Annotated in this window: 13 protein-coding genes; 8 read left to right on the top strand and 5 right to left on the bottom strand. The window is 73.8% G+C overall.

Annotated elements, in window-relative coordinates; genetic code table 11:
• Positions 1 to 447 precede the first annotated feature (447 nt).
• From ElP_RS16285 to ElP_RS16275, 3 genes are read left to right on the top strand one after another with little or no spacing between them, the layout of a single operon-like run.
• A complete protein-coding gene (locus ElP_RS16285; RefSeq protein ID WP_145271044.1) occupies positions 448 to 3696 on the top strand; it encodes a DUF1592 domain-containing protein in 3249 nt (1082 codons plus the stop codon).
• 35 nt (positions 3697 to 3731) lie between these two features.
• Positions 3732 to 5072 (top strand): DUF1552 domain-containing protein, encoded by a 1341-nt coding sequence (locus ElP_RS16280; RefSeq protein WP_197447035.1) that lies wholly within the window; start codon positions 3732 to 3734, stop codon positions 5070 to 5072.
• Between the two features lie 51 nt (positions 5073 to 5123).
• On the top strand, positions 5124 to 6182 hold the full coding sequence (locus ElP_RS16275; protein WP_145271040.1) for an amidohydrolase family protein: 1059 nt from the start codon (positions 5124 to 5126) through the stop codon (positions 6180 to 6182).
• A 111-nt stretch (positions 6183 to 6293) separates the two neighbouring features.
• Here the strand turns inward: ElP_RS16275 and ElP_RS16270 are convergent, their stop codons facing one another.
• Positions 6294 to 7499: a glycosyltransferase gene (locus tag ElP_RS16270; protein ID WP_145271038.1), complete on the bottom strand. Its 1206-nt coding sequence runs from the start codon at positions 7497 to 7499 to the stop codon at positions 6294 to 6296.
• A 40-nt stretch (positions 7500 to 7539) separates the two neighbouring features.
• Positions 7540 to 9072: a phytoene desaturase family protein gene (locus ElP_RS16265; protein WP_197447034.1), complete on the bottom strand. Its 1533-nt coding sequence runs from the start codon at positions 9070 to 9072 to the stop codon at positions 7540 to 7542.
• A gap of 384 nt (positions 9073 to 9456) precedes the next feature.
• On the opposite strand from ElP_RS16265, the gene ElP_RS16260 reads away from it, so the two are divergent.
• Positions 9457 to 9894, top strand: a complete 438-nt coding sequence (locus ElP_RS16260) for a CBS domain-containing protein (RefSeq protein WP_197447033.1) — start codon at positions 9457 to 9459, stop codon at positions 9892 to 9894.
• Positions 9895 to 9986: 92 nt separating this feature from the next.
• Here ElP_RS16260 and ElP_RS16255 read toward each other — a convergent pair whose 3' ends face one another.
• The 3 genes from ElP_RS16255 to ElP_RS16245 form a co-directional block, all read right to left on the bottom strand.
• Complete coding sequence (locus tag ElP_RS16255; RefSeq protein ID WP_197447032.1) at positions 9987 to 10463, bottom strand: hypothetical protein; 477 nt, start codon at positions 10461 to 10463, stop codon at positions 9987 to 9989.
• Between the two features lie 41 nt (positions 10464 to 10504).
• Positions 10505 to 11689 carry a trans-sulfuration enzyme family protein gene (locus ElP_RS16250; RefSeq protein WP_145271030.1) on the bottom strand — a complete coding sequence of 395 codons (1185 nt, stop codon included), beginning with the start codon at positions 11687 to 11689 and terminating at the stop codon, positions 10505 to 10507.
• A gap of 92 nt (positions 11690 to 11781) precedes the next feature.
• Entirely contained in the window at positions 11782 to 12945 is a 1164-nt protein-coding gene (locus tag ElP_RS16245; protein ID WP_145271028.1) for a PP2C family protein-serine/threonine phosphatase, read from the bottom strand.
• A gap of 410 nt (positions 12946 to 13355) precedes the next feature.
• Here ElP_RS16245 and ElP_RS16240 point away from each other — a divergent pair, with 410 nt between their 5' ends.
• From ElP_RS16240 to ElP_RS16225, 4 genes are all read left to right on the top strand, one after another.
• The gene (locus ElP_RS16240) at positions 13356 to 16034 is read left to right on the top strand and encodes a M16 family metallopeptidase (RefSeq protein ID WP_145271026.1); all 2679 of its coding nucleotides are present in this window, start codon (positions 13356 to 13358) and stop codon (positions 16032 to 16034) included.
• 233 nt (positions 16035 to 16267) lie between these two features.
• Complete coding sequence (locus ElP_RS16235; protein WP_145271024.1) at positions 16268 to 16888, top strand: sigma-70 family RNA polymerase sigma factor; 621 nt, start codon at positions 16268 to 16270, stop codon at positions 16886 to 16888.
• Positions 16885 to 19566, top strand: a complete 2682-nt coding sequence (locus ElP_RS16230; protein ID WP_145271022.1) for a serine/threonine-protein kinase — start codon at positions 16885 to 16887, stop codon at positions 19564 to 19566. The genes ElP_RS16235 and ElP_RS16230 overlap by 4 nt, the downstream gene beginning before the upstream one ends.
• Before the next feature lie 210 nt (positions 19567 to 19776).
• Positions 19777 to 21369 (top strand): prenyltransferase/squalene oxidase repeat-containing protein, encoded by a 1593-nt coding sequence (locus tag ElP_RS16225; RefSeq protein WP_145271021.1) that lies wholly within the window; start codon positions 19777 to 19779, stop codon positions 21367 to 21369.
• Positions 21370 to 21386 lie beyond the last annotated feature (17 nt).

The following is a 21386-nucleotide window of genomic DNA, read 5'->3' as shown; positions in this document are numbered from 1 at the left end:
CGGCGAGGGAGGAGGTCGGACCCGGGGCGAGGCCGGCTCGTCGCCGATCCCGGCTCGACCCCCGGAGTTGGGCAGGCAAGGCGCGGGATCGGGCCGCCCCCCTCCTGGCCGCCCGATCCGTACCGTGATCGATTGTACGAAGCGGGGCAACCGTCTCACATGCCTCTTCTCTCGATCGCTGTCGCGGGGAGCGAGCCGAGATCCGATCGCCTCATTGACGCCGTCGAGCGACCCTTTCCACCAGCCTTGGCCGCGATCCCGTCCCCGCGTCTTCCCCGCTCACGGCACCCCGACGGCACCGAGGGCCACCCCGATCTCCTGGAGATCGACGGACTTCCGAGCGATACCGTCTAGGAACGGGTCGAGCTCGGCCGTATGTTAAACAGGACAGGGGGCGCTCGCCCCGGTCCGATTCGGATGCTCCCGGGGTCGAGAGGAGGGCATCTCGTGAGGAACGCCGCACCCTGGGGGGCCCTCTCCTGGGTCGCCTCGATCGTCGGCATCGTCCCCTCGCCCGCGTCGGCGGACGAGCTGGGGGCCGAGCTGAAACCGCTGCTGGGGCGCTACTGCGTCGAGTGCCACGGCGAGGAGTTCGCCGAGGCGAAGATCAACCTCCAGCAGATGGCCGAGGCCCCCGACCTGGGCCGGAGGTTCCGGGAGTGGGAGAAGGTCGCCCGGGTGGTCCGGGACGGTCGGATGCCGCCGGAGTACATGCCCCAGCCGGCCCGCAAGACCCGGGAGACGATCGCCGGGGCCATCGAGGGGGCGCTCGATCAGTACGTGGAACGCCACGAGGGGGACCCCGGGCCGGTCCCCCTGCGACGGCTGACCGGCGCCGAGTACGCCGCGACGATCGAGGACCTGACGGGGGTGGATCTGGACCTGGGGGCCGACTTCGTCAGCGACGCGGTGGCCGGCGAGGGGTTCACCAACGCCGGCGGCGGCCAGTTCATGCAGGACTCGACCCTGGAGCGGTACCTGGAGGCCGCCAGGCGGTTGGCCGACCACCTCGTGGTCGGCTCGGGCCCCCTGCGCTTCTTCGAGGATCCGGGCCGGACCGGCCGGGAGCTGTCGGCCATCACCCGGATCCAGGCGATCTACCAGGCCCACGGCTTCCGGACCGCCGCCGGGGAGGGGGCCGAGCCGTTCGGCCTGGACCTCTACCCCTCGGCCCTGCTCGTGGCCTGGCAGTACCGGCATCGGGAGGAGCTGGGCCTGGGGGACGTCGACCTCCCGACGCTCGCCCGACGGGAGGGCCGGAGCGTCCGGCTCTGCGAGCACCTCTGGCGGGTCCTCAACCGGGAGGAGGCCCCGTTCCCGCTCTCCCTGGTGATCGACGAGTGGCGGGCCCTGCCCCCCCCGGGCGAGCTGGGCCCGGAGGAGGCCCGTGCCCGATGCCTCGGCATCTGCGAACGGCTCCGGGGGTGGCAAAGCACGCTGGCCGCCTCGGCCGGCGACGAGGAGGAGGCGGCCGTCCTCACGGCCGGTGAGATCCGGGTGGCCCCCCGGCACGAGATGGCCGCCGACATCAGCTGGCCCGAGGGGGCGAGGTCCACCGAGTTCGTCCTCTCCGTCTCCCCGGCCAGCGACCACCCGATCGAGGACGCGGTGGTCCTCTGGCGGGACGCCCGGATCCGGCTCCGCCTGGAAGACCGGCGACGGGACCGGCCCCGGTCGATCGCCGAGTTCCTGGATCCCGAATCGGCCGATCGGCTGGCGATCGGCTCGCATCCCCGGGGCGGCCCGATCGACGAGGGGGACTTCGCGATCGGCGGCGGGGCCTCGGTGCCGGTGCGGCTCCGGATCCCCGAGGGGGCGATCTCGGCCCGGTTGACGGTCGAGGTGGAGCTGGACGAGGAGAGTCGGGAGTTCGGCATCGTCCGATGCCGGGTCGCCGACGGGGAGGTCGAGGGGGAGACGGCGGCCGAGGTGGGAGACACCTCGGCGCTGCTGGCCGACCCGGGCAATCCGCTGGTCGAGTCCTGGCGGGAGGGGGTCGCCGAGTTCGCCCGGCTCCTGCCCGAGGTCTCGCACCGGGAGCCCGCCCCCTCCGACCGGGACCCGATCCCGGCCCCCTTCGACGCCGCCTACAACATGCCCGAGCGGAACGAATTCCATTCGAGCATCAAGTACCACAGGGATGATGATTTCTTCGTCCGTCACGTGGCCGACGACGCCGCGAGGCTCCGGCTCGACCGGGCCTGGACCGACCTGCTCTCCTCGTTCGAGTACCACGACCTGAACCTCCGCTTCCTCTCCCGGAAGTTCGGGCTCGGCCTGGACGACGCCTCGATCGACTCGCTGGATGCCGGGACGATCGAAGCGATCCCGGAGGGCCCTCGGGCGTTCGTGACGCGCTGGAAGGACGAGCTTGAGGGGATGAGGCAGGCCCTGGAGGACGCCGAGCCGGGCCACGTCGAGGACGCCCTCCGGCTCGCCGGGCTCGCCTGGCGGAGGCCGCTCTCGTCCGGCGAACAGGGTCGGCTGCGTTCCTTCTACCGGGAGCTTCGGGCCGAGGCCGGGCTGGACCACGACCGGGCGATCCGGGCGCTTTTCGCCCGGATCCTGGTCTCCCCTGCGTTCCTGTACCGGGCCGAGCCGACGCCCGGGGACCGGCCCGGGGTCGTCCCGCTGGACGACTGGCAGCTGGCCAGCCGCCTGAGCTACTTCCTCTGGTCCTCGATGCCCGACGAGGAGCTGCGTCGGCTCGCCGCTGGGGGTCGGTTGCGGGATCCGGGGGAGCTGGCCCGCCAGGCCCGCCGGATGCTCAGCGACCCGAAGGCGGGGCGGCTGGCCTCGGAGTTCTTCGGCCAGTGGCTGGGCTTCTACCGGTTCGATCGCCATCGGGGGATCGACACGGGTGCGTTCCCCGAGTTCACCGAACGGCTCCGGGGCTCGATGTACGGGGAGGCCGAGGCGTTCTTCGGGCACCTCGTCCGGGAGGACCGGCCCGTCGACGAGATCCTCTTCGCCGACTACTCGTTCCTCGACCGCCGGCTCGCCGAGCACTACGGGATCCCGGCCGACTCGCTCCGGGAGGACGAATTCGCCCGGGTCGATGGATTGGACACCCACCACCGGGGAGGGCTGTTCGGCATGGGGAGCGTGCTGGCGGTCACGTCCGCCCCGCTCCGGACGAGCGCCGTGAAGCGGGGGGACTGGGTGCTGAGGAGGGTCGTCGGCACCCCGGTGCCGCCCCCCCCGGCCGACGTGGGCTCGATCCCGGCCGAGGAGGTCCTGCCCGACGGCCTGACGGTCCGGGAGCGGCTGGAGGCGCACCGCTCCGACGCCTCCTGCGTGAACTGCCACGCCCGGATCGACCCGCTCGGCTTCGCCCTGGAGCAGTTCGACCCGCTGGGGCGATGGCGAGACTCCTACGCCGACGGCCAGGAGATCGACACCTCGGGCACCCTGAGCGACGGGACGACGATCACCGGGCCGGGCGGCCTGAGGGACTACCTCCGCCGGGAGCGTCCCCGGTTCCACCGGACGATCGGCGCGAAGTTGCTGGGCTACGCCCTCGGCCGGGCCGAGCTGGTGTCCGACCGCCCCCTGGTGGGGCGGATGGTGGCGGACCTCGACGCCGGGGGCCGGTTCTCCGACCTGGTCGTCCGGGTCGTCACCAGCGAGCAATTCCGGAACCGCCGCAGCACTCCGTTCGAGCCCCCCGAGGGGGAGGCGTCGGGAGGGGAATGATGACCGACCGAACCGACCGGGCGGGCGATCGCCCGATGAGCCGTCGAGGCTTCCTGAGGAGCAGCGGCGGGCTGGCGTTGACGCTCCCCTGGCTGGAGTCGCTCCCGGTCCGGGCCGAGGACACCGGCAAGCGAGTCGTCCCGACCGACGACGGGTCGAGCCCCCCCGTGCGGTTCGCCTGCGTCTACTTCTCCAACGGGGTCGAGCCGGAGCACTGGTGGGCCCGCGGGAGCGGATCGGGGATGGAGATCGGCCCCGGGCTGGAGCCGATGCGGCCCTTCCGGGAGGATCTGGTCTTCCTGAGGGGCCTGTTCAACGAGCAGGCCGTCCGGCACGCCAGCGCCCACCTGGGGAGGATGCCGAACCTGCTGTCGGGGGCCTGGGTCAGCACCGACCAGGCCGAGATCCGGGCCGGGCAATCGATGGACCAGGTGCTCTCCCGGGAGATCGGCCGGCGGACGGCCGTGCCGAGCCTGGTGCTGGGCATCGAGCCGACCGAGCTGAGGCTGGAGGACGGGCTGTCGATGATCTACGGGTCGTCCATCTCCTGGGCGACCGACACCAAACCCGCCACCAAGGAGATCTACCCGGCCCGGGTCTTCGACCTGCTCGTGGGCGACCCCGAGGGCCGCCGGCTGGACCGCTCGATCCTCGACCAGGTGCTCGACGACGCGAAGGCCCTGAGGGGCCGGGTCGGCGTCGACGACCGCCGGAAGCTGGACGAGTACCTGGAATCGATCCGGGACGTGGAGCGCCGGATCGACCGGGCCTCGGAGGACGGCCGCCTCGAAGGCCGTCGGCCGACGCTGGAGGCGCCGAACATCCCGAGGCCCGGCGACCAGCTGCCGCAGGAGGTGCCGGATCACATGAGGATGATGATGGATCTCCTCGTCCTCGCCTTCCAGATGGACAAGACCCGGATCGCCACCTGCATGCTGAACAACGACCTCTCCCAGATGAACTTCGGGTTCCTGGACGGGGTCCGCGGCAGCCTCCACCTCGACCTGACGCACAACGGCCGTGAGCCGGAGCTGGAGGCGATGTACCTGAAGACGAACCAGTTCCACGTCGGCCAGTTCGCCTACCTCGTCGACCGGCTCAAGGGCATCCCCGAAGGCGAGGGCACCCTGCTCGACCACAGCCTGCTCATGTGCTGTTCCAACCTCTTCGACGGCGACCGCCACCAGGCCGACGAGATGCCGATCCTCCTGGCGGGCCGGGCGGGCGGGACCCTGAGGACAGGCCGGGTGCTGGACTACCTCGACCGCCCGGACGACGACCGCCGCGCCTGCCGCCTGTATCTCTCGCTGATGGAGCGGATAGGCGTCTCCCTGGCCCGCTTCGGCGACGCCGACGGCCCGCTGGCCGACCTCTGAGCGGGAGGCCCGGCGCCGCCCATCCCATCATTGACCGAGGAGCCTTCCTTGATGCTCAGCCGACGGGACCTGCTCCGACTGCTGCCCGCCTCGCTCCTGGTCCCGGCCGCCTCCCCGGCCCGGGGGGCCCAGGGCCCGGAGTTCGGGCGGATCGACACGCACATCCACATCCATCAACCCGCCCCCGAACTGGTCACCTCGCTGGGGGAGTCGGGCTGGCGGGGGCTGGACATCGTCGTCTGCCCGGCGGTCGGCGACGAGCCGTTCGACCTGCAGGCCAAGCTGGAGGCGACCCGGGAGGTCGCCGAGCGGAGCGGGGGGACGCTCTCCTGGGCCTCCACCTTCGACGCCCGGGGGTTCGAGGACCCGGACTTCGTCGACCGGACCGTCGCCGGGCTCCGGGAGACGTTCGACCAAGGCGCCATCGCCGTGAAGATCTGGAAGACGATCGGGATGGCGATCCGGGGAGAGTCCGGGGAGTATCTCCTGCCCGACGACCGCCGCTTGCTGCCGATCTACGAGGCGATCCGGGACGCCGGCCGGACGCTGGTCGCCCACCTCGCAGAACCCGACGGCGCCTGGCTGCCGCTCGACGAGGACAACCCGGAGTTCTCCTATTATTCCCGGAACCCGCAGTGGCACATGCTCGGCAAGGAGGGGGCGCCGCCGAAGGAGGAGATCCTGGCCGCGAGGGATCGCGTGCTGGCGCATTACCCGGACCTGCGCGTGGTCGGCTGCCACCTGGGCAGCAACGAGGACGACCTGGACCGGCTGTCGGCCCGGCTCGACGCCCATCCCAATTTCGCGGTCGACACCGCGGCCCGGGTCCGCTACTTCGCCCGGGGGGATCGGGATCGGGTCCGGGACTTCCTCACCCGGCATCAGGACCGGATCCTCTACGGCACCGACTCCTCCTACCGGGGGGGCCCGGAGGAGGCCGCGGCGCGGTCGTTCCGGGAGCGTCACGAGCAGGACTGGCGGTTCTTCTCCGAGGACGGGCCGATGGAGTACGACGGCCGGGAGACGACGGGCCTCGGGCTGCCGGTCGCGATCCTGCGGAAGATCTTCCGGGAGAACGCCCTGCGATGGCTGCCCGGGCTGGGTGCCTGAGCCGATCGCCGACGAGGGCGGCCCGGCGTCATCGAGCCCCCGCCTCCCGCCCCCCGCGGGCGGGGAGCGGGGTCCGGGACCGTCCCGCCGACCGAGAGGCGGATGGACCGGTCAGTCCCGGGAGGGCCGCGGCTTGACGACCCGCGAGGGGAAGGCGCGGTCCTTCCACAGGACCCGGCCCCGGGCGTAGTGCCAGACGCTCGCCGAGGTGATCGCCACGTACGCGGCGATCCCCGCCGGGAGCGAGAAGGCGAAGATCCGGGGCAATTCCAGGAAGACGACCGCCGGCATCGCCGCCGCCGCCTGCGCCAGCCATCCCGACAGCCCCACCGCCGCCCAGGCGACCGGCGAGGGGGAGGGGGCCCGGGGCGTGAGCAGGCCGACCAGCCCGATCAGCAGCGAGAGCGGCGGGGCCCAGGCCATCAGCAGGCCGAGGATCGACCCGGTGACGTATTTGTGGGGGAGATAATCCATCCCGGCGTAGGCATTCTTGCGCAGGCCTCGCCAGATGTCGCCGAAGGTCCCGTACATGTGCGTCTGCGACAGCGCCGGCGCGGCCGAGGCCCGGATCCGCCCCCCCTCGGCCTTGACCCGGGAGGCGAACCGGATGTCCTCGACGATCTCCCCCCGGACGCTGCCGATGCCGCCGACGCGGTCGTAGGTCGACCGCCGGATGAGCACGAAGGCCCCGTGCGCCAGCGCCTCGGCCCGCGTCGGGTCGTTGACCCGGCGGAGGGGGTAGAGCATCGAGAGGATCTGGACCAGGGCCAGCGCGATCGACCCCTGCCAGAACGTCTCGCACCGGGGGCGGCCGAGGAAGGAGACGAGGTCCGCACCGGCCCGATCCGCCTGCTCCATCGCGGTCGCCAGCGCCCGGGGGTGGAGCCAGAGGTCGGCGTCGACCATCCAGATCCACTCCGAATCGGTGGCCTCGACCCCCTGGTGCAGGGCCCAGGTCTTGCCGACCCAGCCCTCGGGGCGGTCCCCCCCCGGCAGCAGGCGGACGGGATGGGCCTCGGTGCCGGCGCCGGGGGAGGCCGAGCGGACGACCCCGGCGGTGGCGTCGGTCGACTGGTCGTCGACGACGAGGATCGACAGGTGCGGGTATTCCTGCGCCATCAGGCACCGGAGCGTCTCGCCGATGCGGCCCTCCTCGTTCCGGGCCGGGACCACGGCCACGACCGTGGGGGCGTCTGGCCCGGGGGGGGCGTCGGCGGGAGGCAGGCGCCGGGAGTCTCGGGAGCGGCCGATGCAGAGGGCGGCCAGGCCGAGCCAGCCGAGGGCGACCGCGATGCTGACGACGAACGCGATGCTCATCCGACGATCCCCGTGGGCGTCCCGATCAGGTCAGGTCGAGTCAGATCCGGGCCCTCGACCCGGCCCGGCCCCGGAGGCGGAGGTCCCGGCCGACCCGGCCGGCGGCGATCTTGCCGCTCTGAACGGCCATCGGCAGCCCCGCGCCCGGCTGCACGCCGCCGCCGACGAAGTAGAGGCCTGGGATCTCCGGCCGGTAGTTCAGGGGCCGGAAGCCGCCGCCGAGGATGTTGTGCGTGCTCCCCAGGCCGTAGATCGCCCCCCGGAAGGCGTGGAACTTCCGCACCCAGTCCGAAGGGCCCGTCACCTGTCGGGTGACGGTCGCGTCCTTGAGCCCGGTCATCCCGGCCCGTTCCAGCCGGGCGACGAGCCGGTCGGCATAACGCTCCTCGAAGTCGGGGTCGGCCTCGGCGCCCGCCTTCATCGCGGGGGCGCCGATGACGAGGAAGGGGTTGCTGCCGCCCTCGGGGGCGTCGTGGGGGTCGGTGACGCTGGTGACGTTGACGTAGAGCGGCGGGTCGCTCGGGAACTCGCCGCGCCCGTAGACCTCGTCGTAGACCCGGCCCGACCCCTCGGTGAGCACGAGCAGGTGGTGGGCCGAGAGGTCCCAGGTGCGGTCGCAGCCGAGCTGCACCGTGAAGAACGAGCCGGAGGGCTCGACCTTGCCCTCCCGGACGGCCTCGACCTCGGGGGCGAATCCCCGACCCCCCCGGAGGAGCCGATGGGTGTGCACGTAATCGCCGTTGGAGACGACCGCGCCCGCGGCGATCGGCCCGGCGGAGGTGGCCACGCCCCGGACCCGGCCCGAGGCGTCCAGGTCGATCGCCTCGACCTCGACCCCGGTCCGGATGTCGACCCCCAGGTCCCGGCAGGCGGCGGCGATCGACAGCGGGATCGCCGCGATCCCCCCCGAGGCGGGGTACCAGACCCCCTCCCGGATGATCGTCCAGGGGATGATTAGCAGGGAGGCCGGCGCGGTGACCGGGTTGAAGCCGGAGTAGGTGGGGAAGCCGTAGAGCAGCTCCCGGATCGGCCCGGAGCGGAAGGTGCGGTCGACCTCGGCGGCGTACTGCTGGAACGGGGAGATGATCATCGCCGAGGTCATCAGCGGGGAGGCGATCACCTGTGACCAGTTCTCCAGCATCCGGTCACAATAGGCGTGTCCGATCTTGGCGGCGAAGCGGTCCAGCCGTCCCAGGAACGGCCCGAGGGCGGCGCCGTCGTGGGGGTCGACGCTGGCGAAGGCGTCCCGCATCCCCGGCTCGTCGGCGGGCAGGTCCAGGCGTCGGCCGTCGGGGAAGACGACCCGGAAGGCGGGGTCGAGGCGTCGGAGCGGGAGGTAGTGGTCGGGGTCGAGCCCGGCGAGCCCGAACAGCTCGCGGTAGACCCAGGGCATGACGACGATGCTCGGCCCCTCGTCCCAGCGGTAGCCGGACTCCCGGCGCTGGCTGGCCTTGCCGCCGAGCTGGTCGTGACGCTCCAGGAGCGTCACGACCGCCCCCCGTCGGGCCAGCTCCAGGGCGGCGGAGAGCCCACCCACCCCGCCGCCGATGACCACCACGCGCGACCCGGCCATGGACGATCCCCGGACGTTCCCCGATCGATCGATCGGGGCGGGTCGGCCGACCGCCGGCCGCGCCGCCCCGGCGCCCTCGGAGTCTCCAGTGTAGGCGCACCGGCCACACCCCTCCCAGGGAGGGGGCGACCCGGGGTGGCATTCGGGGCCCCGGGCCGCCCGGGGTGGGGGGGGCGTGCATCCTCGCGGTCGGCCATCGTCGCGTGTCGATCCGCCGGCCGAATCGTGCCGAAATCTGTTGCATCGGCGCCCGGGATGGTTCAAGATGTCCAGGCTAGTCCCTTCTCCACACGCGTATCTCCAAATCCAGGCGCGACGGGCAGGGTCGATCGTGCCGGCCCGCCGACCCATCAACGGTCGCGTCGCAGTCGTGGGGGACACACGATGCAGATCCGAAGCGTCCTGGCTGCCAAGGACCGCCCGCTCATCACGATCGACTCCGGCTCGACCGTCTCCGAGGCGGTGGCCGAGTTGGTCCGGCACAACATCGGCTCGCTCCCGGTCCTCGACGATTCCGGCGCGATGGTCGGCATCTTCACCGAGCGCGACGTGCTCCGTGGCCTGCACAACAAGGGCAAGGAGTTCTGCCACCAGCCGATCGGCGCGGTGATGACCCGGAAGGTCGCCACCTGCTCGGTGGGCGACTCGGTCCACGACGCCATGGGCCGGATGAGCGAATACATGATCGGCCAGCTCCCGGTGCTCGACGAGGACGGCGGCCTCGCCGGGCTCGTCTCGGTCGGCGACCTGGTCCGGGTCCTCCACGGCGAGGCCGAGGAGGAGAAGAAGAACCTGATGTCCTACGTCTACGGGGTGGTCTGAGCGGCCTCCGCGCCCCTCCGCCCCGGAGACCGGCCCGGGCCCGCGACCCCGCATGAGGCGGGGTCGGCGGGGCCGGTGCGCCCCCCGGGGGGTCAGCCCGAGGCCCGCCCCCCGCGGCGTTCGAGCAGCTCGGCGAGCCGATCGCCCCGGAGGTGGCAGCAGCGGGGGAGGACCGCCTCGAACCCGGTGCGCGCCTTGGTCTGCTCGCGAGAGATCGCGTCGGCCGGATAGAGGGGGACGTAATCCCAGGCGACCCGGCCGCCGTCCGGGCCGGGGAGCACGCCGAACCGGGCGACGTCCGCCCAGTCGACCCGCTTCGGATTGAAGGCGGTGCAATAGATGAACCCCCGATCCGTCAGGTGCAGGTAGGCCCGGCTCGGGATCAGCCAGATCAGGGCCCCGACCAGCACCACGGCCCCCGCCACCGTCGCGGCGACCCCGGCGAACGACCACCCCCGCCAGGCCAGCCAGGCCCCCGCCATCGCCGCGCAGAGGCCGAGCAGGGCCAGGCCGAGGGCCGGACGGCGGTCGGGGTACAGGGTCGTCGGCGGGGTGGTGGGCTGGCTCACGGGAGGCTCGGGTTCCGGGGGAGGGGATCGGACATCGGCGGTCACCCACCCAGCGGGCCGAGGGCCCGCTCGAAGTCGGCCCAGAGGTCGTCGGCGGCCTCCAGGCCGATCGAGAGGCGGACCAGGCCGGGGGTGATGCCCAGGCGGGCCAGCAGCTCGGGGTCCTGGCCGCGGTGGCTGGTGGTGGCGGGGTGGCTGAGGGTGGTCGCCACGTCCCCCAGGCTGGGGGCGAAGGGGACGTGCCGCAGGGCCCGGATGAAGGCGTCGGCGCGGGCCCGGTCGCCGAGGTCGATCGTCACCATCGCGCCGGAGCCGGAGGGCAGCAGCGACCGGGCGAGGTCGTGGTCGGGGTGCCCGGGCAGCCCGGGATAATGGACGGCCCGCAGGGCGGGGGACCGGGAGAGGCGCCGGGCCAGCTCCAGGGCCGTCTCGCCCGACCGGGCCGAGCGGAGCGGCAGGGTCGCCAGCCCCCGGGCGGCCAGCCAGCTCTCGAAGGGGTTGCCCGAGAGGCCGAAGGCGGACGAGACCCGGGCGACCCGGGCGACGTCGCCGGCCGAGGCGGCGACGAGGCCGAGCGTCAGGTCGCTGTGGCCGCCGATCATCTTGGTGGCCGAGTGGACGACGTACGAGGCCCCCAGCGCGATCGGCCGGCAGAGCAAGGGGGCGAAGGTGTGGTCGACGACCAGCTTCGCCCCGGCCCCCCGGGCGACCTCGGCCAGCCGGGGGAGGTCCGGCAGGCGGAGCAGGGGGTTGGAGAGGGTCTCGACGAAGACGAGCCGGGTCCGGTCCCGGAGGGCTTCGGAGAGCGTCTCGGGCCGGGTGGCGTCGAAGCCGGTGGAGGCGACGCCGAACCGCGAAAGCTCCCGACGCACGAGCGAGATGGTCTTGCCGTAGAGCTGCTCGGCGTAGGCGACGTGGTCCCCCTCGCCCAGCTCGGCCAGCAGGACGGCGGCCGTCGCCCCCATGCCCGAGGCGCAGACGAGGGCGGCCTCGGCCCCCTCCAGCTCGGCGACCCGGACCGCCAGGGCGGCGGCGTTCGGGTGGCCGTCCCGGGCGTAGACGAAGCCGTCGGCGTCCCCCCGGTAGACGGCGTCGACGTGGTCGAGCCCCTCGAAGCGGTAGACGACGCTCAGCTGGGGTGGGGGGACCAGCGGGGCGGTCGACGACGGCGGGGGCGGGACGGCCCTCGCGCAGGTCGTCTCGGGCCGGGGGGGGGGCGTGTCCATCGGGGTAGGCTTCGGCGTCGTGCGGCGGCGGTGCGGGGCGGGGCGTGCGGGGCGATACGATCGGGATCGGGCCGGGGCGCAGGCCCGATCGATCAGTGGGCGCCGATCGGCCCGCGTTCCTTGCGGTGCAGGCGGCCGGCGACGCCGAGCCGGACGATCATCTCGCCGAGCTGGCGGAGGGCCTTGCGGGGGTCGCCGGAGGCCCGGGCCTGCTTGGCCCGCAGCTGGAGTTCGGTGAGGGCGGCCCAGTCGATCGGCCAGGCCTGCTCGACGGCGGCGGCCTGGGCCTGGCGGAGGTCCTCGGCGATCCGGTTGAGCAGGGCGTCGTCGATGGCGCAGGGGGCGGTCCGGTAGATGTGCTCCTCGGCCGGCTCGGGGGCGGGCTTGCGCTGGAAGGCGTTCATCAGGCCGGCGAGGGAGAAGCCCTTCTTGCCCTTGCCCGCGTCGCCGGCGTCGGCGGCGGTCAGGACCGAGGCATTGGGGTCGTCGGGGTCCTCCCAGGGGCCGACGCGGACGACCATCACGGTGATGTTGTCGTGGCCGCCCCGGAGGTTGGCCAGGTGCAGCAGGTAGCGGCCGGCGACCTCGGGGTGGAAGTGGGCGGCGAAGGCGCCCAGCTCGGGGTCCTCGACCGGGCCGGAGAGGCCGTCGGAGCAGAGCAGGTAGACGTCCCCCGCTTCGACCGGGTGGGGCCCCTCGATGTCGACCTCGATGTTGGGGTCGGGCCCCAGGCTCCGGGTGATGACGTTGCGGGGGACGGCCTTCTTGGCGTGCTCGGGGGGGAGGTGGTTGCGGCGGATCAGCTCCCAGACCAGGCTGTGGTCGAAGGTGAGCTGCTCGATCGTGCCCCCCCGGATGCGGTAGACCCGGGAGTCCCCCACGTGGGCGATCAGGGCGCCCCCGGGGCCGAGGACCAGGGTGGAGCAGGTGGTGCCCATGCCCTGGAAGTCCTTGTTGGCGGTGGCCTTGGCGTGGATGATGTTGGCCACCTCGCGGTAGGCCTTGGTCAGGGCCTCGGCGGTGCTGTCGACCTTCAGCTTGGCGAAGTTGTGCGGGATGTTGTCGCAGGCGAGCTTGCTCGCCAGCTCGCCGACGGCGTGGGCGCCCATGCCGTCGGCGACCATGAAGACGTGCCCGCGCTTCTTCCAGGCCTCGACGGTCTTGGCCCGGACGATCGCGTGGCTGTCCTGGTTGTTCGACCGCCGCATGCCGGTGTCCGTCGCCGCGGCGTCGATGAGGATGTCTTGCCAGTTCACGACGGGGCCTCGCTGCTTCGGCGATCGCGCGCCGCCCGGCCCGGCGTCTCGGGCGATTGCCGGACGGTCCTCGGGTCGATCGGCCCCGGGCCGCCCCCTCGGGAGGGGGACCGGGGCGGGCCACGCGATCATGCCGGCCCGCGACCTTGGGGGTGGTATTCTACTGCGGCTCGGGGTCGGCCCGACAGCCCCCGACGCGATCCCCGGGGGGAACCGTCGGCCGGCCGGGACCCGGCCATGCCTCATGCGGCGTCCCGATCGGTCCCAGCGTACCCTGCGGACCGGTAGGCACGAAAGAGTACTTCGGCTAAGGTGGGGATGTGACTTCCGGGGGGGCCGGTCGTGCCGGCCCGCCCCGGGGCCGTCGGGTCTCCCCGTCGAGCCGAGACGCCGCAGGATCCCGACCCGGCATGAACGCCCCGCTCCGCCCCCCCGCCCTCCCCTTCAGCAAGCGGACCCTCCCCAACGGGCTCGACGTCATCGTCCGCCGGGACCCCCGGCTGCCCCTGGCGGCGGTCAACCTCTGGTACCACGTCGGCTCCAAGGACGAGCGCCACGGCCAGCGCGGCTACGCCCACCTCTTCGAACACCTGATGTTCGAGGGCTCGCTCCACTTCCCCGGCGACTACTTCACGCCGCTGCAGCCCCTGGGGGCCTCGGTCAACGGCTCCACCTCCCCGGACCGGACCAACTACGTCGTCGACCTGCCCACCGCCCACCTGGAGCTGGCCCTGGCGATGGAGGCCGACCGGATGGGCCACCTCCTGCCGGCCCTGACCGACGAGAAGCTGGAGATCCAGAAGGGCGTCGTCACCAACGAGTACCGCCAGAACTACGCCAATCGCCCCTACGGGCAGGTCCCCCGGCTGCTGGCCGAGGCCCTCTACCCGCCGGACCACCCCTACCACTGGCCGACGATCGGCGCGATGGAGGACGTGGCCTCGGCGACCCGGGCGCACGTCGACGCCTTCTTCCGCCGCTTCTACGTGCCCAGCAACGCCAGCCTCTGCCTGGTCGGCGACCTGGACGAGGATCGGGCCTTCGCGCTGGCCGACCGCTACTTCGACCCGATCCCCGGCGGCGCCCCGGCCGTCCGCCCGGCGGTGCCCGCGGTCCACCCGCCGTCCGACCGGGCGATCCGGGTCCGGGACCGGGTGGAGCTGGACCGCCTGCACCTGGTCTGGCACACCGTCCCCCAGTTCGGGCCGGATGACGCCCCGCTCGCCCTGGCGGCCGACCTGCTGGGCCGAGGGCGGTCGAGTCGGTTGTATCGCCGCCTGGTCCTGGAGCGGGAGCTGGCGCAGAACGTCTCGGCCTACCAGTCGGGCCGGGAGCTGGCGGGGACCTTCGGCGTGGTCGTCACGCTCCGGCCGGGGAGGTCGTGGGAGGAGGCCCGGGCCGTGGTCGACGCCGAGCTGGCCGACCTGGCCCGGGGCCCCGGCGGGGAGGAGCTGGCCCGGGTCCGCACCGGCAGGCTCGGGGCCCTGATCTATGCACTGGAGTCGCTCGGCGGCTTCGGCGGCGTGGCCGACCGGCTCAACGCCTTCAACGTCTACCTCGGCGACCCGGGGCGGATTACCTCCGACTTCGAGCGCTTCGAGCGGGTCGCCGACGACCAGGTCGCCGAGGTCGTCGGCCGGCTGCTCGTCGGCGAGGACGGGACGACCGCCCCCCGGGTCGAGCTGGTCGTGCTCGGCCGGGGGGGGGAGCCGAGGCGGGCCGCGCCGCTGGACCGCTCGGCGGCCCCGGCCGCCCTGGCGCCGGTCCCCTTCCGGGCGCCGTCCCCGGAGCGCCGGGCCCTGCGGTGCGGGGCCGAGCTGTGGGCGATCCCCCGCCGGGACCTCCCGGTGATCACCGCCAGCCTGGCCGTGCCCGCCGGGGCCGGCGCCCACGGGCCGGACCGGGCCGGGTTGGCGGCGATGACGGCGGCGATGCTCGACGAGGGGACCGCGTCGCGGTCGGCCGTCGAGCTGGCCGAGCGGGCCGAGTCGATGGCCACCAGCCTCTGGGCCAGCGCCGGGTGGGACGGCTCGTACGTCGGCGTCCGGTGCCTGGCCCCGAACCTCGACCGGAGCCTCGACCTCGCGGCCGACATCCTGCTCAACCCCACCTTCCCCGGGCCGGAATGGGCCCGGATCCGGGGCCAGTCGCTCGCCGCCCTGCGGGCCCGTCGCGACCGGGCCGAGTCGGTGGCCTCCCGGGTGCTGCTCCGGGCCCTCTTCGGGGCCGACCACCCCTACCACGTCCCCTCCGAGGGGACGGCCTCGGCGGTCGAGGGGCTCGATCGGGCCGACCTCGTCCGCTTCCACGGCGAGCACTTCCGGCCGGTCGGCTCGGCCTGGGTCGTCGCCGGCGACCTGGACCCCGACGCGATCGCCGAGCAGCTCGACGAGCGCCTCGGCGACTGGGCCGGCGCCGTCCCGAGGCCGCCCGAGCCGACGAGCCCTGCCCCGCCCCCCGGCCGCCGGATCCTGCTGGTCCACCGGCCCGACGCCCCCCAGGCGGCGGTCCGGGTCGGGCACCTTGGGGTGAGGCGGGCCGACGAGGACTACCTCGACGCCGTCGTGCTCAACCAGATCCTCGGCGGCCAGTTCACCTCCCGGCTCAACGAGTCGCTCCGGGAGCGCAAGGGGATGACCTACGGCGTCCGCAGCGCCTTCGACTCCCGTCGGGGCACCGGCCCCTTCGCCGTGGCCGCCTCCGTGCAGACCGACCGGGCCGCCGAGGCGTTGGCCGACATCGCCCGGGAGATCGAGGCCCTCCGGGGGGACCGCCCCCCCACCCCCCGGGAGCTGGACGATGCCCGCCGCAGCCTCCTGGAGGGGCAGGCCCGGCACTTCGAGACCCCCTCCGACCTCGTCTCCCGGTTCGCCGGCCTGTTCGTCCACGACCTGCCCCCCGACCACCACGCCCGATTCCCCGAGCGCCTGGCCGGCGTCGACCTCGACGCCCTCTCCCGGGTCGCCGGGCGTCGGCTCCGCCCCGAGGGGCTCGTCGCCGTCGTGGTCGCCGACGCGGCCCAGGTCCTCGATTCCCTGGAACGCCTCGGCTGGGGAGAAGTGGAGCGGGTCGAGGGGCCGGAGGACTGATCGGGATCCAGGGGGATGCCCCGGCTCGGGGGCTTGGCGATTGATCCCCGGGCGTCCGGGGCGGACGATGGACCGCCGGGGCCGATGATCCCGTCGGGGCGATCGGCATCGGGACGGCCGGCCCCGCCCCGTCGATCCGGCCGGGCCCCCGCGATCGGGCATCCGGACCCGAATCCGAGAAAGTTCGGCGCGATCCGATCCGGAGCGTGTCTCTCACCCTGGGGGGACCGCCGATGAGCGGCATCGACGGCCCCGACCCCCGGCTCCGGGACGCCCGATCGGGAGGCCCGGAGGAGCTGGGGAGGCTGCTCGAAGCGTACCGGCCCTACCTCCGCCTGCTGGCCCGGGTGCGGATCGGCGACCGCTTGAGGACGAAGCTCGACCCGGAGGACGTCGTCCAGGACGCGTTCCTCCGGGCCCACCGCGGCTTCGGCCGCTTCCGGGGGGACTCGGAGGCGGAATTCCTCGGCTGGCTCCGCCAGATCCTCGCCGCCGAGCTGGCCAACCAGGTCCGGCGGTATCTCGGGACCGGGGGGCGGGATCTGAGGCTGGAGCGGGAGTTCGGCGAGGCGCTGGACCGGACCTCGGCGGCGCTGGACCGGGGGCTCGTCTCCCCGGACAGCTCCCCGAGCCACCGGGCCGAGCGGGGGGAGCGGCTGGCCCGCCTGGCGGTGGCGCTGGACCGCCTGCCCGAGGACTACCGGGAGGCGATCGTGCTCCGGCAGTTCGAAGGGCTGGGGTTCCCCGAGGTCGCCTCCCGGATGGCCCGGAGCGAGGACAGCGTCAAGCACCTCTGGGCGAGGGCCCTCGGCCGGCTCCGCCGGGAGCTGAGAGAGCGGGAGGAAGAGCCATGAACCGGCCCGAGGACGTTCGAAACGGCCGGGGAGTCGCCCTCGGCGGCACCCGGCCCCAGGGCGAGCCGACCACCACCGAGGGCGACCCGCCCACCGAGTCGCACGCCGGCCCGGCCTCCTCCCGGTCCGACTCCCGGGTGACGGCCGCCCTGGAGCGCTACCTCTCGGAGATCGAGGCGGGGAGGAAGCCCGACCGGGCCGCCTTCCTCGCCCTGCACCCGGGGATCGCCGAGGAGCTGGGGGACTGCCTCGACGGCCTCGACCTCGTCCGCTCCGCCGCCGACGACCTCGCCGGCACCGGCCGCTACGAGGCCCCCTTCCCGACGGCGACCGTGCTGGGGGACTTCCGGATCCTCCGGGAGATCGGCCGGGGGGGGATGGGGGTCGTCTACGAGGCGGAGCAGCGGTCGCTCGGCCGTCGGGTGGCGCTGAAGGTTTTGCCCTTCGCCGCCTCGCTGGACCCGAGGCAGCGGCAGCGGTTCCAGGTCGAGGCCCAGGCCGCGGCCCTGCTGCACCACGCGCACATCGTGCCGGTCTACGGCGTCGGCACCGACCGGGGCGTGCCCTTCTACGCCATGCAGTTCATCGACGGCCGCAGCCTCGCGGCGCTCATCGAGGAGCTGCGCGACCACCCCCGGCACCCCGGCCCGGGCCGCACCGAGGGCCCCGGGGCCGCGGCCGGGCCGGCGCCCTCCCCGCCGATCGGCCCCGACCCCACCCCGCCGAGGTCCGACGCCGAGGGCCCCCCGTCCTCCGGCGCCCGGTCGGGCCGCCGGTCCTCCTCCCGGGGGCGGTCCCGCGACCGGGAGTCCCACCGGTCGGCCGCCCGGCTCGGCCTCCAGGCGGCCGAGGCGCTGGAGCACGCCCACGCCCTGGGGGTGGTCCACCGCGACATCAAGCCCGGCAACCTGCTGGTCGACGAGGCCGGCGCCCTCTGGGTCACGGATTTCGGCCTCGCCCGCATCCAGGACGCCGTCGGCCCGACCCGGACCGGCGACCTGATCGGCACGATCCGCTACATGAGCCCCGAGCAGGCCGGGGTGATCGGCGAGGTGGTCGACCACCGCGCCGACCTCTACTCCCTCGGCGCCACGCTCTACGAGCTGCTGACCCTCCGCCCGGTCTTCGACGGCCAGGACCGCCGGGCCCTGCTCCGGCAGATCGCCCTGGAGGAGCCGGTCGCCCCCCGGAAGGTCGACCCGACGATCCCGAAGGACCTGGAGACGATCGTCCTGAAGGCCCTGTCCAAGGAGCCGAGGGACCGCTACGCCGACGCCTCCACCATGGCCGACGACCTCCGCCGCTTCCTCGACGACCGCGCCATCCTCGCCCGACGCCCCAACCCCGCCGAGCGGCTCGCCCGATGGGGGAGGCGCCACCGGCCCCTGGTCGCCACGGCGACGATCAGCCTGGTCTCCTGCCTGGCGATCGGCATGCTCGTGCTCTGGGGGGAGCACGAGACGACCGTCGCCGCCCTGGCGGCCAAGGAGGAGGCCCTCGAGGAGGCCGAGCGGGCCCGCAAGGAGGCCTCCGAGGCCCTCCGCCTGAGCTACGGCATGATGCAGGGCGTCACCGTCAAGGCGATGGGGGAGCTGGCCGTCAACGACCTGATCTCCCCCGAGACCTACTCCCTGGCGATCGACTACTTCGACCGCCTCTCCCGGATCGACAGCGCCGACACGGAGCTGATGTCCATGTGCGGCGACGCCGCCCGGTGGGCGGGCTACCTCGGCGCCGCCCGCCAGTTCCTGCTGGTCAGCCGGGACCTGGCCGAGCGCGGCTGGGACCCCGAGATCGCCGCCGACTACCGCCGGGCGATCGAGCTGAACGAGCGGCTGCTGTCCGAGTCCGACCACCCCGAGTTCGCCGAAAACCTGGCCGTCGCCCTGGATTCCTTCGCCTGGTGGCTCTCCTGGGCCGACCCCTCCCGTGCCGTCGAGGCCGAGCAGGCCCGGATGCGGTCGATCGACCTCTGGAAGGGGCTCGCCTTCCGCTCGCCGGCCGTCCCCGGCGCGCTGCGGAACTGGATCGAGTCCCTGGTGAGGATGGAGGACCGGCTCCGCGAGGGCGGCCGGGAGGCCGAGGCCGAGGACCTGCGCTCCGGCTGCATGGCGACGCTCGACGACCTCTCCCGGGGCGACCCGGGCCGCCGCTCCCTCGCCGCCGGCGGCTACCGGATCCTGGCCGACCTGGCCATCGCCCGGGACCGCCGCCCGCAGGGCTTCGACCTGCTGCGGAAGTCCATCGCCCTGAACCCCCACGACCCGCTGACGATCAACAACCTGGCCTGGGCCCTGCTCAACGCCCCCGAGATGACCGCCGAGCAGCTCCGGGAGGGGATGGAGCTGGCCCGTCGGGCCGTCGGCATGGCGCCCCGCTCCGGGGCGATCCAGAACACGGTGGCCGTCGGCCTCTTCCGCTCGGGGGACCTCGACGGCGCCGAGGAGGCGATCCGGACCTCCATCCGGCTCAACCAGGGCGAGGTCCCGATCGACCATTTCCTGCTCTCGATGATCCACCACCGCCGGGGGGATCTGGAGGAGGCCCGCCGCCAGCTCGACCAGGGCCTCAAGCTCATCGAGCTGCGCGGGCTCGCCTCGGCCGACCCCGAGACGGTCCGATTCCGGGACGAGGCGGCGGGACTCCTCGAATCGGAGTCCGGCGCGGAGCGTCCCTAGGACGGTCGCCCCCGAGTCCGCCCCCGGATCGGGGCGGGTCGGGGGGGACTCGGGTCGGGGGCCGATCTGCGGGGTGCCCGTCGTCCCGTCCGGACCCCCGCCCTAGAATGGGGGCGGGCCGGGGGAGGGAGGCCCCGACCCCGGCCGACCCCGATCCCGCCCCCCCGTCCCGGCCCCGATCCCGGTCGAACCCCGTCTCGAACGAGCACCATGCGCCGATCGAATCGACCGAAGCTCTGGAGGAGGGCCCGGATCCTGCTGCGTCGCGGCCTGGCCCGGGTCGACCGCCGCCCCCCGGCCTGGCTGGACCAGCTCACCCCCTGGGGCGGCAGCCTGCTCGCCCACGCGGTCCTGCTGATCCTCATCGCCATCCTCGCCTTCCTCGTCCCCCCGGCCGACGACCTCCGCCCGGGAGACCCCGGTTTCCGGGCCGACCTGGCCGACCAGCTCGTCGACGACCTGACCACCCTGGAATCGCTCGACGAGGTCGGCGACCCCTTCACCACGCTCGACGACGAGACCCCCTCGCTGCCCACCGAGCTGGTCCCGACCCTCGTCAACGTCCCCGACCTGGCCGACCGCTTCGGCCCCGAGACGGACCTGACGCCGATGGAGGTCGCCGTCGAGCGGCCCGACCGCTTCCTCCCCGGCCAGGAGGACGTGGCCATCCGCCTGGGCGGCCTCTCCCAGGTCGCCCCGTTCACCGGCCGGAGCGCCGCGATGAAGGCGGCACTGCTCCGGAGCGAGGGGGGGACGGTCGAGTCCGAGGAGGCCGTCGAGCGCGGGCTCGACTGGCTGGCCCGGCACCAGGGGCCCGCCGGCAACTGGTCGCTCGACCCCCGCCCTTACTGCACCGAGGGGCCGTGCCCCGGCGGCGGGTCGATGGCCTCCGACACCGCCGCCACCGGCCTGGCCCTGCTGCCGATGCTCGGCGCCGGCCACAGCCACACCGAGCCCGGCCGATACCGGGCCAGCCTCGAGCGCGGCCTGGCCTGGCTGAGGGGCGTCCAGCAGCCCAGCGGCGAGCTGTTCCTCGGCGGCGGCGACAACTCCCGGATGTACAGCCACGCCATCGCCTCGATGGCCCTCTGCGAGGCCTACGGGGTCTCCAAGGACCTGGAACTCCGGGGTCCCGCCGAGCGGGCCATCCGCTTCATCATCCTCTCCCAGAACCAGCTCGACGGCGGCTGGCGATACCAGCCGGGCGACCCCGGGGACACCTCCGTCTTCGGCTGGCAGATGCTCGCCTTGCGCAGCGCCTCGCTGTCGGGGATCCCCGTCCCCGGGCCGGTCGTCGACGGCTGCCGACGCTACCTCGACGCCGCCGCCGCCGACCCCGCCGGCGCCACCTACGCCTACCGCCCCGGCCGCCGGGTCAGCCCCGTGATGACCGCCGAGGCCCTGCTCTGCCGCCAGTACCTCGGCTGGAAGCGTACCGCCCCCGCCCTCCGGCAGGGGGCCGGCCTGGTCTTCAAGGACCTGATGACCTCCGGCGAGCGGAACATGTATTACTGGTACTACGCCACCCAGCTGCTCCACAACATCGGCGGCCCCACGTGGAAACAGTGGAACGCCCGGATCCGGGACGGCCTGGTCGCCAATCAGGTCAAGGGCGTCTCGTGCGACCGGGGCAGCTGGGACCCCGACGCCCCCCAGCCCGACCGCTGGGGCCGCTCCGCCGGCCGGCATTACATGACCTGCATGTCGCTGCTGACCCTGGAGGTCTACTACCGATACCTCCCCCTCTACCAGGAGCGCGACCTCAACCCCCTCGCCTCCCCTCCCCCCGCCCCGGCCGACTGACGGGCCGGGCCGGGCCG

The organism is Tautonia plasticadhaerens (assembly GCF_007752535.1).
GTDB classification, from domain to species: Bacteria; Planctomycetota; Planctomycetia; order Isosphaerales; family Isosphaeraceae; genus Tautonia; species Tautonia plasticadhaerens.
The sequence above is the reverse complement of the archived record's forward strand: the minus strand, read 5'-3'. Positions and strand labels throughout refer to the sequence as shown.